This window comes from Elusimicrobium minutum Pei191, assembly GCF_000020145.1.
Lineage (GTDB): Bacteria > Elusimicrobiota > Elusimicrobia > Elusimicrobiales > Elusimicrobiaceae > Elusimicrobium > Elusimicrobium minutum.
The window spans coordinates 1,288,635-1,302,593 of record NC_010644.1 but is presented as its reverse complement, the minus strand read 5'-3'; the positions used below and the strand labels follow the sequence as shown (position 1 = coordinate 1,302,593).

At 39.5% G+C, this 13,959-nt stretch carries 14 protein-coding genes; 13 read left to right on the top strand and 1 reads right to left on the bottom strand.

Features of this window, described 5'->3' with window-relative positions:
- Position 1: 1 nt before the first annotated feature.
- The 12 genes from EMIN_RS06135 (at position 2) to EMIN_RS06080 (ending at position 11,817) form a co-directional block, all read left to right on the top strand.
- Positions 2-1,609 (top strand): type II secretion system F family protein, encoded by a 1,608-nt coding sequence (locus EMIN_RS06135; RefSeq protein ID WP_012415370.1) that lies wholly within the window; start codon positions 2-4, stop codon positions 1,607-1,609.
- 3 nt (positions 1,610-1,612) lie between these two features.
- A complete protein-coding gene (locus EMIN_RS06130) occupies positions 1,613-2,503 on the top strand; it encodes a type II secretion system F family protein (RefSeq protein ID WP_012415369.1) in 891 nt (296 codons plus the stop codon).
- Between the two features lie 20 nt (positions 2,504-2,523).
- Positions 2,524-3,837: a tetratricopeptide repeat protein gene (locus EMIN_RS06125; protein ID WP_012415368.1), complete on the top strand. Its 1,314-nt coding sequence runs from the start codon at positions 2,524-2,526 to the stop codon at positions 3,835-3,837.
- Positions 3,837-4,943 (top strand): HAMP domain-containing protein, encoded by a 1,107-nt coding sequence (locus tag EMIN_RS06120; RefSeq protein WP_012415367.1) that lies wholly within the window; start codon positions 3,837-3,839, stop codon positions 4,941-4,943. Before EMIN_RS06125 ends, EMIN_RS06120 begins: the two co-directional genes overlap by 1 nt.
- 60 nt (positions 4,944-5,003) lie before the next feature.
- A complete protein-coding gene (locus EMIN_RS06115; RefSeq protein WP_012415366.1) occupies positions 5,004-5,273 on the top strand; it encodes a hypothetical protein in 270 nt (89 codons plus the stop codon).
- A gap of 11 nt (positions 5,274-5,284) precedes the next feature.
- Positions 5,285-6,247 (top strand): DsbA family protein, encoded by a 963-nt coding sequence (locus EMIN_RS06110; protein WP_012415365.1) that lies wholly within the window; start codon positions 5,285-5,287, stop codon positions 6,245-6,247.
- A 92-nt stretch (positions 6,248-6,339) separates the two neighbouring features.
- Positions 6,340-8,154 carry a PAS domain-containing sensor histidine kinase gene (locus EMIN_RS06105; RefSeq protein WP_012415364.1) on the top strand — a complete coding sequence of 605 codons (1,815 nt, stop codon included), beginning with the start codon at positions 6,340-6,342 and terminating at the stop codon, positions 8,152-8,154.
- The gene (locus tag EMIN_RS06100) at positions 8,154-9,281 is read left to right on the top strand and encodes a hybrid sensor histidine kinase/response regulator (RefSeq protein WP_012415363.1); all 1,128 of its coding nucleotides are present in this window, start codon (positions 8,154-8,156) and stop codon (positions 9,279-9,281) included. Before EMIN_RS06105 ends, EMIN_RS06100 begins: the two co-directional genes overlap by 1 nt.
- Before the next feature lie 22 nt (positions 9,282-9,303).
- Positions 9,304-9,981 (top strand): response regulator transcription factor, encoded by a 678-nt coding sequence (locus EMIN_RS06095; protein WP_012415362.1) that lies wholly within the window; start codon positions 9,304-9,306, stop codon positions 9,979-9,981.
- Positions 9,982-9,990: 9 nt separating this feature from the next.
- Entirely contained in the window at positions 9,991-10,164 is a 174-nt protein-coding gene (locus EMIN_RS08930) for a hypothetical protein (protein WP_187146155.1), read from the top strand.
- Positions 10,157-11,266 carry a hypothetical protein gene (locus tag EMIN_RS06085; protein ID WP_012415360.1) on the top strand — a complete coding sequence of 370 codons (1,110 nt, stop codon included), beginning with the start codon at positions 10,157-10,159 and terminating at the stop codon, positions 11,264-11,266. The genes EMIN_RS08930 and EMIN_RS06085 overlap by 8 nt, the downstream gene beginning before the upstream one ends.
- Complete coding sequence (locus tag EMIN_RS06080; protein WP_012415359.1) at positions 11,263-11,817, top strand: TadE/TadG family type IV pilus assembly protein; 555 nt, start codon at positions 11,263-11,265, stop codon at positions 11,815-11,817. Before EMIN_RS06085 ends, EMIN_RS06080 begins: the two co-directional genes overlap by 4 nt.
- 79 nt (positions 11,818-11,896) lie before the next feature.
- Here EMIN_RS06080 and EMIN_RS06075 read toward each other — a convergent pair whose 3' ends face one another.
- A complete protein-coding gene (locus EMIN_RS06075) occupies positions 11,897-12,652 on the bottom strand; it encodes a hypothetical protein (protein ID WP_012415358.1) in 756 nt (251 codons plus the stop codon).
- A 79-nt stretch (positions 12,653-12,731) separates the two neighbouring features.
- Here EMIN_RS06075 and EMIN_RS06070 point away from each other — a divergent pair, with 79 nt between their 5' ends.
- A complete protein-coding gene (locus tag EMIN_RS06070; protein ID WP_012415357.1) occupies positions 12,732-13,931 on the top strand; it encodes an aminopeptidase in 1,200 nt (399 codons plus the stop codon).
- Positions 13,932-13,959: the final 28 nt, after the last annotated feature.

Sequence of the window (13,959 nt, the reverse complement as noted above, 5' to 3'; positions counted from 1 at the left end):
CATGATAAGAAAAATAATATTTACTTTTGTTTTGGCGTCGATTACAGCGTTTTCTTTTGCGGAGCCTTTTAGCGCGGAAGAAAAACGTCTTATTACATGCGCCCGTGAAAGAATTTATATTATTTACCAAATGTTAGACTCCAAAGTTCCGGTTGAAAGCAAATCTTTTATTTTGCCGGAAAAATGCGGCGGCAGCGAAAAAGCTCCCATAAAAATTCCCAAATGGCTTATAGAAGAACTTCCGTTAATGGACCAGCGCGCTGTTGTTTATAATGAAAAAGACAAGGTTACTCTTACCGAGTCCGACGTGTGGAGGACATCTCTTGCCAATATTTATGAGTTTCTTACAAGGACAGAAGAACTTTTTGATACACAGTCCACAGTAACGCAAGATAAACTTACTTCTGATTTTATTACTATTAAAGCTAATTTTCTTATTTCTTTAGACAGGCTAAACACACCTGTTAAATTGGGCGGAAAAGTTTATTCAATGAAAGACAGTTTCAGCGGAAGGGGCCGTTCTCTAATACCTACGCTGGAACTTATTAACAGCGAGTTTGACAGCGTTATAGAATCTTTTAGCGGGCCTTCAAATTTACGTGAAGACAAATTTAGAAAAGCGGCCGACGCCATAGGCATACTTACAAACAATTTTTACTCACAGTTTTTTTCAACGCCGATTCCTTTGGCGCCGGATCCGAAAGATTATGCCGGCCTTATGGGGCGTAATCTCTTTGGTTGGTTTTTAATAGGATTAAGCACCATTTTGGTTTTTGTGTCAGTGTTGTTTTATGTGGTTTCAATGGAACAGCGCATTAACAACTCTTTTGAGAATTTTATTAAACGCTCCAACGACTGGGCCGAGGACTTTAACAGGCAGTTTATAGCCATTAACGTTAAACATATAGTCGGCACTACAGTTCTTATATTTGCCGTTTTCGGAGCTTTGTTCGGTTACGCCGTAGGCGGTTTTACCGGCGTTATAGTGTTTTTGCTTATTTTAGGTTTGGGTGCCAAAGTAAGTAAAGGCATGCCCGGCACTGTTTTAAAAAATTTAAAAAGAAGGCGCGGTACCAAGATAAACAACCAGTTGATGGACTCTCTTATTTTGCTTTCTAACTCTCTAAAAGCGGGTATGGATATAGTGCAGGCTTTTGAAATGGTTTCAAAAGATATGAAACCGCCTATAGCGGACGAATTTGGGCTTGTTATTAAAAACTACCAGCTGGGTTCCTCTTTCGAGCAGGCCCTCGAAATGATGGAAGACCGTGTGGAAAACCGTCTTTTATCTTACATGATAAAAGCTATTGTTTTACAAAGGCAGGTAGGCGGTAATCTGACTAAAATTTTTGAACGTATAGTCGAAACTATAAGGGAAGAAAGCAAACTTGAGGAGAAACTGCAGGCTATGACCGCGCAGCAAAGAATACAATCTATTGTTGTGGGTATTATGCCTTGGCTTATGATAAGCGTTATGTTCTTGTTCAGGCCTGACGCTATGATAAACTTTTATACAAGCGGTATAGGTTTGATAGTGCTTTTCTTCTGTATTTTCTGGATACTTATGGGTATGAAAATGGTAAGTAAATTAGGGGAAATAAAGGTATAGCCTATGTTTGACCAAATGAAAGAAGTCGGACTTATGATATCGTTAGGCGCAGGCTCCTTTGCGGTGTTTATGCTTGTTATGAGGCTTTTTGCCCCGGAAGATGCTCCGCTCAGCGTTTCAGATATTGAAGCTAAAAGAATGAAAGCCACATCAAGTTTTTCTTCTATCAAGCAAGATACAATGTGGGGCAAATTATGCCTTTATATTTTAGAAGCTTTTAAATTGGAAAAACCTTTAGAGGAGCAGCATCTTTTACTTGGCAGTCCCGCCACTCCGCAGCCTGTAACGATACTTTACCAAAAAATACTTTGGGCAATATTATTACCGATATTGGTTTTACTTGTTTTAAAAAATTTTTTATTTGTAATTTTTATACCCTTGGGTTTTTATATCCCGACAGCGTTAGTTAACAGTAAAATACAAAAACGCCAGCGTGATATGCTTGGCAATTTTTCGACCACTGTTGACTTAGCCGCTCTTATTATTGAATCCGGCTTGGATTATATGACTGCGTTTGACAGAATTATAAGAATAGCCAAAGAGAAAACGGTTTTAGAAGAAGAACTTGATAAAATGTTAAACGAAGTTAAACTCGGTTATTCAAGAAGGGAAGCGCTTGAAAGGCTTGCGAACAGAACGGGCGTGCAGGAAATACGCTCTTTTGTCGGGCTTATTATTCAGTCAGACGAGTTAGGCACAAGCTTGGTTGACTTGCTTAGAAACTTTTCCATAGACTTACGTTTCAGGCGTATGAATAAGGCGGAAAAACTTGCCGCGCAGGCAAGCACAAAGATGTTAGTGCCTTTATTTTTATTTATTTTCCCCACGGTTTTTATTTTAATTTTAGCGCCTATGCTTAAAGATATTATTTCAAGCGGCGGTGTTGGTTTTTAATTATTTCAAAGAGGTTTTCTATGAATAAGAGCATAAGATATTTTCTTGTTATATTAACGGTATGTTTTTTGGCCGGGGCAGTCCACTCGCAAGACAGGACAAGAACAAGAGGTAAGGAAAAGGGCATGATTCTTGACCTCACCAGGTTTTCTTTGGGCACAATGAATAAAACCGAAGACAGAAAACAGTATATGTCCACAATTCAGCTTGAAAAGCAAAGAATTGAAAACTTTACCTTAGGCATAGTGTATGAAAACGCTTTTTTCTTTTACAGAAGAGGCGATTACCAGCGCGCGCATGATTTGGCTATGGCTATTTTAGCGGTTGACCCGGAATTTAAAAATGCTCGCACTTTAGCCGAACAGGCGCACCGTATGGGTACTTTTGGCACTCTTTCCGAGTCTGAGATTATAGCTGCCAAAACGGCCGAAGCCGAAAGACTTCACGCGAACGGCAGACTTGTTGAAGCAAACAGAAAATTTGACGAAATTTTAGCCATCCAACCCAATAACGGTAACGCCAAAAATTGGCAAAGAAAAATCAGTAAAGAAATAGCCCAGGAACATGAAAGAAGGGGCGACGCGGCCTACGCGAAAGGCGATTTTGAAAAAGCTTTGGACCAATGGTACAGCGCGCTTTTAATAAGAAAAGAGGATCCTTCATTGGTTTCCAGAATTGTAAAAGTTGAAAAAGAATTAAAAGACAAAAAACTTACCGCCGCTATGAAAGAAGGCGCTGAATACTATTCAGCTGGTAAGCTTGTGTCTTCTTTTAATGCTTTTCAGCGCGCTCTTAAAATACAGCCCGCTGAGCCTAAAGCCCAAAAATTTTCGGACCAGCTTAGGACGGAAATTGCCCAAGGGTATGTTAATTCGGCCAACAAATTTTATAAATCTGGCAAGTATGACAGCGCAATAGCTAACTGGAACGAAGCCAAAAAATGGGGATATGACGCTAACACCTTGGACGCGGCCATTAAAAAAGCTAGAAACGCTAAAACCGCCTCTACCGCCAAAAAAACCACTAAACCCATTAGCGGCAGCGTTACAAAGCCGGAAATTCCTACGGTTGAGCAGGAAGATCCTTTTGCACAGGATCCTGTTTTTGACGAACCCAATTTCAACGCCCAGCTGCCTACTGTTGAGACTACAAGAGTTTCGGAAGAGAACAGGCGCCTTTCTCAGGAAGCCTACGGCAGAGGCGTAAAAGCCTTTAACGATGAAGATTATGAAACCGCCCGTAAAGAATGGAACACGGCTAAACAGTTAGATCCGGGCAACGCAGACGCGGAACAAGGTCTTAGAAGAGTGCAAGAGATGCTGGAGGTAAGGTAATGCGACTTGGGTTAAAATGGTTTGTCTGTTACGCGGCAACAGCTATTTATGTAATTGTTATAGGAGGTTTTTTCTTCTTTAACATGTTTAAGTTTGTTTTTGACCACAAACTTCAGCAGGAAGTGGCCGAGCAGGTTGTAACCCGTAAACCTACTTTGGCGCAAGGGCTTGCGTCAAATAAACCTATGGTTGACCCTAGCGAACTTTTTCTTTTAACGTCATGGCTTAAAGCGGATGACCGCATACAAAGCATTATTTATTTAAACAGAGACGCCTCCATAAGATGGCATAAGGTAAACCAGTATTTGGGAAAATCTTATGACGATGCCCGTGCTGAAGACGTTTTTTTTACCAATGCGGTGGCCCAGTCTTTTAATACGGGCCGGCCCAGGGTAATAATGTACGGCAACGGCAACTACTATGATATGGCTTTTCCTTTGCGTTCCGCGCAGGATGAAATTATAGGCGTTGTTAATATCCAGGTTTCAAGAGAAAGCGCAAAACGTCTTATTAACGACGCTACTATAAAATACGGTTACAGCGCGTTTATAATTATGGCGCTTATGGGCTTTATTTTAACGGTATTTATTTATCTTAAAATTATTAATCCGTTAAATAGTCTTGTATCAAGTATTGAAACAGTGTCTTTAAAAGAACTTAGGATTCACTTTAAAGAACGCAATGATGAGATAGGCGATGTTGCCGTAGCTGTTAATGAATTTTTAAAACGCGTTAAAAAAGAATTTAGCGGTATAGAAGCGCAGTCCAGGAAAAAAGAAGAAATGGAACAGCTTTGGTGGAAAGCTCTTTTGGCTGTTTCTATAACAAAAGGTTCAAGAGCTTTGGTTGTTGACGAAGATAATAACATTATGTTCGCTAATTTTGAGATTGAAGTTAAAAAAGACGGGCCTTTACACTTGTTAGATATTTTTGACGGGCAGCAAAGCCAGATAATAGAAGTAATCGGCAAAGCTATGGATGAACCGGGCAAAGTATACAGGGGCGAAACAGCTGTAGGAAGTAACAAATTCAGCATCAGGGCCGTGCAGCTGCCCGTTTTGGAAGAAAACCCTAGAACGATGATTGTTTTAGAGCCGGAAAAGTAATAATTTAATTATTAAAATTTGTATCATATATAAATGCTACATGCCATTTAGGAGATAAACATGAGAATAGAAATAAAGAAAATAAGTATTATGTCGCTTCTTTTTTCAGCATTGCCCGTAGCTGTATTTTCAATAATGCTGATAGGAAGTTTTTTGGATATGTTCGCGCCTACAGGTGATTCTTTTGTAAACGCATTGGTTTCCTCTCTTTTCAGGGCCATTGTTAACACTTTAATAGTACTTGTCTGCACATTAATAGGTGCCTTTGTTTATAATTTATTATGCGCTATCGGCCTAAAAGGCATAAAACTTGATTTAGAGGATAAATAAAAAGGGTAAATATGAAAAAAATAGCTTTATTGTTAGCGGTAATTCTTGTTTTTGGCGCTTGCGCTAAAAACAATGTAAAAGAAAATGCGGCGGCTCAGCCCCAAACTCAAGAGGCCGAAGTTCAACCTTTTGATATGATTGTAATTCAAACCTCTGTTGAAAAAGCGGGTATGCAGGATTTAGCTCTTACACAGGGTTTACAGGCTTTTGCGGGCGCTCCGGCAAACGTTACGGTTGTTGATTACGCGATAGCAAAAGAAAGTCTTGACTACGCCGGTTTAGATTTTGATTTTTTGCCTCTTTACTTAGTTAAAAAGACCCCTGAAACAGAAAAAGTTTTTAAACAACATATTGACGCGGGCTATATTAAAACGCACGGCGACTATATTGTTTTTGAAAAACAAACAAGACAAGGCGTTTTTATTAACAGGCCTTTACAAAAAAACCTTCTTGAAGTTTTTGTAATGTCACAATGCCCTTACGGCGCTATGGCTGAAAATAAAATTATTGAAGCAAAAAACGCCGGCAAATTCCCCAAAGATATAAAAGTAAAATTAAGATATATCGTTACAGACATGGGCGACGGTAACTTTAGAAGTCTGCACGGAACCGCTGAATGGGAAGAAAACGTAAGGCAGTTAATTATACATGCAAAATATCCTTCAAAGTTTTGGAAATATCTTGAAATAAGAAATAAAGATTATACTTCCAGCCGTTGGGACGAAGCTCTTAAAAAAGCGGGAATCCCCGTAACATCAATTGATGCTAATTGGAAAATGGGCGTTGAACTTCTTAAAAAAGATGCTAAATACGCACAGGAAGTAGGTGTAAGCGGTTCCCCCACATTTTTATGGGAAGGACGAACATTGCTTGACTTTGGCGGTATAGCTGAAATTAAAGGGTTGGAATTTATGAACCCGCAAATTGCTAGCGCAGGCGCTGCTGCGGTTCCCCAAGGCGGAAGCTGCCAATAGCGGTTTAAATCTAAGCGGTTTTAAACCTTAAGTATTTTAGAAAAGGGGGCTGCGGCTCCCTTTTTAGATTTTTATAAGTTTTACGGATGGTTATGTATAAAGGTAAATCAAAAACATTATTTTGGGCTATTGTAAAGGTGCTTATGCTTGCCGCTTTGCTGCCTGTAATAATGCTTGGCGTTTATATGGTTGAAATGGATTCACGTATGATTAAAGCGGAGCTTTTGGAAAAACAAAGCATAATGAACGTGACCATAGAAAGTAATGTGCGTGGGTATCTGGGAAGAAAAAGGGGATTTTTGCGTTCTTTTATATCAATACATGATACCTTTTCCGAACATTCCGGCATAAATAAAATGGACTTATCTCTTCTTATTTCAATGAATGAGGACGCTGTCGCAGCTGCGTTTATGGATGTTAACGGAAATATAAAAGAAGAAGTGGGCGATGTTAACTTAGCTTTTACCCGCAATGGTGAATTTAACGCGATAAGATACTTAACCCTTAATAAAAAAGAAGACTACGTGGGTGTTATTACCCGTGAAGATAACAAGGACACTATGTTGATTGCCGTGCCTTATGTGTATAACGGTAAGTCAAAGGGCGCGCTGATAGCCAGGTTTAATATTACGGAGATGGTAGAAGGCATTGCGGAATATTTTGTAGACGGAGTTTTTTACGCTATTTTTACCACTGACGGAAATATCGTAACTTCTTCCGGCCCTGTAAGCGAAGATGTTAAAAGGATTATGGCTTCTTCACCCGGAAAAAGAAACAGTGAGATAAAATTCTCGGACGGAAGAAGATATCTTGTTACAACAAGTATAATAAGCGCCACGGGCTGGATAGTGTATGTTCAGCAAAGTTCCAAAAGCTGGACGGCTATTATTTTAAAAGATTCCCACGCTTTGGGTGTAATTTTTATAATGGCGGTTGCCGTAATTATTTTAATAGTGCTTTTAAGTAAAATAGCCATAAAGCCTATTATAGAACCTGTTAAAATTTTACAGGAATCAGCTACTCTTTTAGGCAAAGGTAATTTTGATTATCTTCCTAAGCTTGAAAATATGCCCTCTAATGAAGTGGGTGATTTGGGACGGGCTTTCGTAAGCATGGCGGAAAGTCTTAAAAAACAACGCGAGGAAGTTGCCAAAGCGGAAAAAGAACTGGCGGACACAAACGCTATTTTAGAGAAAAAAGTTGAAGAACGCACCAAGCAGCTTGGCAAAGCGACTGACGCTTTAGTTAAAAAAGAAAGGCTTGCCGCTATAGGGGAAATGGCGTCTATTATCAGTCATGAGATAAGAAACCCGCTTGCTGTTATAAGCAATTCAACGCATCTTATACGCGCTATTGTAGGGGAGGAAAACCCCAAACTTAAAAGACAGTTTGATATTATAGACAGCGAAGTAAGGCAGGCCAACAGAATTGTTGAAGAGGTTTTAGGCTACGCCAGAGACCGCAAACAAAATATTACACGCGTGGATTTGAACTCATATTTAAAAGATATCGTTACTACCCATCCATTGCCGCAAGGTATAAGAATTGTTCAGAATTATGATGAAACTCACCCTGCCGTTAACATAGATTCTGAGGAAATTAAACAGGCCGTGCGTAACCTAATAACTAACGCATTTGATGTTATGCCTGACGGCGGCACATTAAATATAGGAACGAAAGCAGGCAAAAAAGTTGTTTGTTTATATGTGTGCGACGAGGGCACAGGTATGGGGGAAGATACTTTGCTTAGAATATTTACGCCGTTTTTCACTACCAAGGCGCGTGGCACCGGGCTTGGTTTAGCCGTGGTAAAAAAAGCGGTATCAAACAACAAAGGTAAAATGTTTGTTGAAAGCGAGCCTGACCAGGGCACTAAATTTAAAATATATTTAAAGAGGGCAGAGTAATGGAAGAAACTCAAATAAAAATATTGGTAGTTGACGACGATAATAATTTAAGAGAAACACTTGCCGACCTTTTGGAAATGGAGGGCTATTACGTATACCAGGCCGCCAGCGGCAAAGAGTGTATGGACATAGTTTCAAGCGAATTTTTTAATATTATAATTATGGACTATAACCTGCCTGATATGACGGGGCTTGATATTATTAAACAAATAAGAAGCTTTAATACCGAGACGCAGATTCTTATGGTTACCGCGCATGCCTCTCTTAACGCTATGATAGGCGCCATGCAGGAAAGCGTGTATGATTTTTTAATTAAACCCGTTGATTTTACTTATTTAAAAAGAACTATTAAAAGAGCTTTGGAAATTTTTCATCTTGAGCAAAGCAACAAAGAACTTTTAGAACAGCTTAAAAAAAGTAATGAGGATTTGAAGAAGCTTGATAACATAAAATCAAAATTTTTCTCAATAGTTTCGCATGACTTGTCTAATTCCTTAATGACTTTAAAAATGAGTTTTGACATGCTTAAAAAGAAGCTTGTGTTAGATGAAGACCAGGAAAAAAAAGCCGGGTACATGCGTGAAAGTATAGACCAGATTGAACATCTTATAAGAGATTTGGTTGACTGGGCGGCAATAGAAAAAGGCAAGTTAAGAATAGATAAAAAAAATATGGAGTTAAGCTCCGTTATAAGAAACATGGTTGCTGTATTTAAGGAAAAAGCCATGGTTTCGCGCGGAGTAAACGTTGTTTTTGACACTTCCGGAGACATGATGGTTTTGGCAGATGAAAAAAGGATTAAACAGGTAATATCCAATATCTTGGAAAACGCTTTAAGGCATAGCCAAGATAACGGATTGATAGAGGTAATTGTAAGTAAAGTTGACTCAAAAAATGCTAAAGTATCAATTAGAGATACTGGAGACGGTATAGACCCTGCGGACGCTCCCAAATTGTTTGACAGTTTTTCCCAAATCGGAGAGAAGGGAAAAGTGGGCAGGTTGGGGCTTGGTTTATCGATATCAAAAGATATTGTTATTAACCACGGCGGGAAGATTTGGGCTGAAAGCGAAGGTCGCGGTAAAGGCACTGCGTTTAGTTTTACCTTGCCGCTTATAAACAATTAAACTATAAATACGGAGTTTAAAAATGGCAGAGAAAAAGAAAAAAATAAGAGTGGTTATTGTTGACGACCAAACACTTTTCAGGGAAGGCATTAAGGACGTTCTTACCGGCGAAAAATGGTTAGAAGTTGTAGGCGAAGGGTCGGACGGGGAAGAGGCTGTCGCTTTAGCCAAAAAACTTAAACCCGACGTGATTTTAATGGATATCAAACTGCCTAAACTTGACGGTATAAGCGCCACTCGTAAAATAAGGGAAGATAATCCCGCTATAAATGTGCTTATGTTATCAAGTTTTGAGGATGAAGCCCATGTTATTGAGGCTATTCAGGCCGGGGCCAACGGATATTTATCTAAAATGTTACCCGCATCGGAGCTTTTAAATTCCATTAAAACATTTACAAGCGAAGGACTTATGATTCCGCAGCAGCTTATGGGTAAACTTCTTCACGGTCTGCGTAAGATGGGAGACAACGGCACTCCGTCCCAGGCGCTTCTTACAAGGACGGAAATTAAAGTTATCAGCCTTTTAGGCAAAGGGCTTAGCAATAAAGAACTTGCGACGGAACTTAGTTGCAGTGTTAAAACAATTAAAAATCACTTAAACAGCGCGTTTCACAAACTTGGCGTGGGTAGCAGAACGGAAGCTGTTGTTAAGGCTATAGAAAAAGGTTTAATATCCTCGGAAGACAGCAGGATTTTATAACGGATGTTTATGGCAAGTATTAAAAAGTTTATTAAAGCGGTGTCCGGAAACAAAGGGCAGAACACGGTAGAGTTCATGCTCATGATGGGCACTATTGTTACTTTAATATTAACTTTTTTTACCTTATTCCATGAAAAACTTGCGGGCATGTTTTTTTTCCTGGTAGGAGGCATACTTGGTTAGTTTAATAAGCGCGGCGGTGCGCAAAACGGTTTTTAATAAACGGGCGCAGTTTGTGCTGCCCGCTGTTTTGCTTGTGCCTATTGTGCTGCTTGTTATTTATCTTATTTTTGAAACTGCCAAACTATCAAGGGAAAAAATAAGGCAGCAGTTCGCTTTAGATTCCGCCGCCTTTGTGGAATTACAACCGGCGGTAACTTATTTAAACGCCACTTCTTATATTAACGCCGCTTTTCCTTACAGAATTTTTAGAGAGAATATGAGTACGCCTATTAAAGCGGATATACATCGCGGCGGAGGGGAAGACCTTACCGTGTATGACTGGTTCTACAGGGCGGGCGCTTTTCCCGGCGCGGCCGATAAAAATAATGCGGACGCATACCAGCCTAAAGATTCCGACCAGGAATGGAACCTCCGTTACGCGGAGGGTACAAGAACGGACTGGGAAAAAGAAGACCCCGTTCCTGCAGGAGATTCTGAAGTTGTGCTTACGGACCCTGAAATATCGGACAAATATTTCGTAGGTATGGATTTACTTATTGAAAACTTGTATCTTTACAGTATTGTTTACGGTATTTTAGGCGATACTTTTGAAAACCAGGGTAAAATTTACGATAAAATAAGCAAGGATGGCATGTTTTTTAAAAAATCCTATTATTTAAATACCGGAACATGCAAAGAATCAGAATGCGGCAAAGAAGGCGCGCGCGCTTTTCAGGACGTTGGCGTTAAAATTTTGCCTTTTACCATAAAAAATTTAAAACTAAACCATGCCTATCTTCACATTGCAGGGCAAACTACTTACCATGGCGGTAAGGAGCCTAACCCTGTTGTTATTAAAGCGTCAACAATAGCGGGGGAGGGAAGAGATTCTCTTTTCCAATTCGGTTACTTGGACAGCTCTTCAAGGCGCGTGCTTAGAAAATTAAGAAGCGGGATTGATGTCGAACAGTCTTTTACGCCGCCGGCAAACTATTTCAACGTTGATTTAAAAAGATATAAACCGCGTGTGCACGTTAAGGTTTATTTACAGTGCCCCGCCGGCAGCAATAACTGCGTTTGGCCCAGATCCACGCCGAAATACCAGTTGAGGATGACGCCATGAGATTAGCAAATATCTTTAACAGACGGGGGCAGGCAACCACGGAAGTTGTTTTATTATTTCCGCTGTTTTTAATTTTTATTGTTTTTATGGCTAAAATTTTTGCGCTTTTGGTGCTTGTGCAAAAAATGGAAATAGCTTCGGCCTACGCAGCCAAACGCTGGCAGCTTGAATCTCATTCAAACATTGATTACGCTACGGGCTGGGACAATAGTTTCCTTTTAAAAGACATACAAAAAAAGGTTGAGGACTATATAGGCTTTAACAACCGCGCGATGAAAGATTTTATGAGCCTTAGAAGCGTAAAAGTTAATATTGAAAGAACGCAGGTTTGGAACGAGGTAAAAATTACCGTAAACACACAACCCGCGCAGATAGCTATTTTATGTAAATATGACAAGCAGGTTGTTTGTAGGGACCAAGCTATAAGGGACAATTGTTTGCGGGGATATAATTATTTATGCGAATCCGGCGGGCAGATGGAAGTAAAAAAATTCGTTCCTACAAGAGGCCGCCCCGTGCAATTCCAACTGCCTGTTAACAAAAGGAAATAATAAATTATTAATAAAAAAAGCCCCCTTTACAGGGGGCTTTTTTTGTAAACAAATTATATTAATTGAACGGGCTTTTGTGTCAAACAAGAAAAGGCGCTAATATAAATGCCAGCGCCATCCCTAAACTGTAACTGGCTATTTTTGTTACAAGCCCTACCATAACAGCGTCGTGCAATAATATTTTTTTCCTGTTTAAAATATATACAACAGATATTTCAAATATAAGCGCTATAACCCAGACCATATAGGATTCCGGTATAAAAATTGGCAGCCAAAACCACGCGAGAGGTATTGAAATTAAATTGGCTATTAAAACGGCCCATACTATTTTTACGGGTTTTTTCATTACTTTTATAAATGCAAGCGCGGCCAGTATTTCAATAATCAGAGTTACCGCCATTGAGAATATGGTATCCGCCCTTAAAAGCTCGGGGCTGCTGTTTGCGGCTTCTAAAAAAGTTACGTTAAGGCTGTCGTGGTTTACTTCAACAATAAAATCGGAAAGAATTTGCTCCTGCCCTTTGAAAACGCCGCTTTGTCTTGTTTTTCCGTCTGAAAAAGTAATCGACAGTTTGCCGTAAGAAGCAAAGTCATAAAGCAGAGCGCGGCATTCTGTCTTGCTGCAATAAAGTTTTTGTATGCCGTAAGCACCTAAAGGTTTGCCTTCCTGGCAAAGGTAATCGTCACAAAGTATAAGGTCCGATTTTTCCGGCACTATTTCTAAAGGTTTTTGCGTGTTAAATTTAAAAGTAAAATCAATGGCGGGGTTTGGAAAAAAATCCGCTTTTGCCGCTATCGCAGTAATTATAAACAAAACAAATAAAATTCTTTTCATAAGGTACCATTCGTGTATAAAAGTCTTGATTTATTATATCATTATATAATAAGAATTTTTATAAAAAGAGGAGTCAGACATGTTTAATAAAAATGAATTGAAGAAATACGCAGAGATCATGGTATGGTCGCTAAAAAAAGCAAGGACGGCGCAATTTAAAAAGTATGACTCAGTTCTTGTCCGTTATGATATAGCATCCGCCCCGCTGGCCGAGGAAATTAACAGAATTTTACTTGCCGAAAGGCTTAACCCTGTTATGCAGGTACTCAGTTCCGAAAACATAACAAAGGATTTCTACCAAATTTCTGACGATAGCCAACTTAAATTCATGCCAAAATGGCAGCTTGAGATGCAAAAAGGCATAAACGGACTTATTGCTCTGCGCGCGCCGGCCAGTTTGGATCACTTAAAAGACGTTGATCCTAAAAAAATGTCTTTAACAGCGTTGGCAAGAAAGCCCGCTAAAGAAATTTTAGATAAACGCGAGGCGGAAGGTTCCTTCGGGTGGACGCTTTCCACCTATCCTACCCAAGCGCTTGCCAAAAAAGCGGGGCTTAGTTTAAAAGAATATACAAATCAAATAAAAAAAGCCTGTTACCTTACGGATGCCAACCCCTTAAAAACATGGGAAAAAATTTATAAACAAATGGAAGAGGTAACTAAGTGGCTTGAGTCTTTAAAAATAGACACTATTAATATGCAGTCTAAAAGCATGGATTTAAATGTTCTCTTGGGTGAACAGCGCAAATTTTTATCAGCGCGCGGTTGCAATATGCCTTCTTTTGAAATTTTTACCTCGCCCGATTGGAGGGGAACGGAAGGAGTATATTTCGCAGATATGAAATCTTTTAGAAGCGGGCAGATAATAGAAAATATAAAAGTGGAGTTTAAAAAAGGGCGCGTAATTAAGGCAAAAGCTTCAAAAGGGGACGATTACCTTAAAAAAATGATAGCTATGGACCCGGGCGCCGCTCAAATAGGCGAATTTTCTTTAACGGATAAACGTTTTTCTAAAATCGACCGCTTTATGGCGGATACTTTGTTTGACGAAAACTTTGGCGGCAAAAACGGCAACAGCCACATAGCTTTAGGCGCCAGCTTTGCCGACAGCTTTAGCGGTGACGTTAAAAAACTTACAAAAGCTAAAAAGAAAGCGCTTGGGTTTAATGACTCATCGCTTCATTGGGATATTATAAATACGGAAGATAAAATTGTTAAAGCAAAAGTAAAAAACGGTAAAACGGTTACTATATACGAGAAAGGAATGTTTAAATATTAAAAAAGCCCCGCTTTAAAGCGGGGCTTTT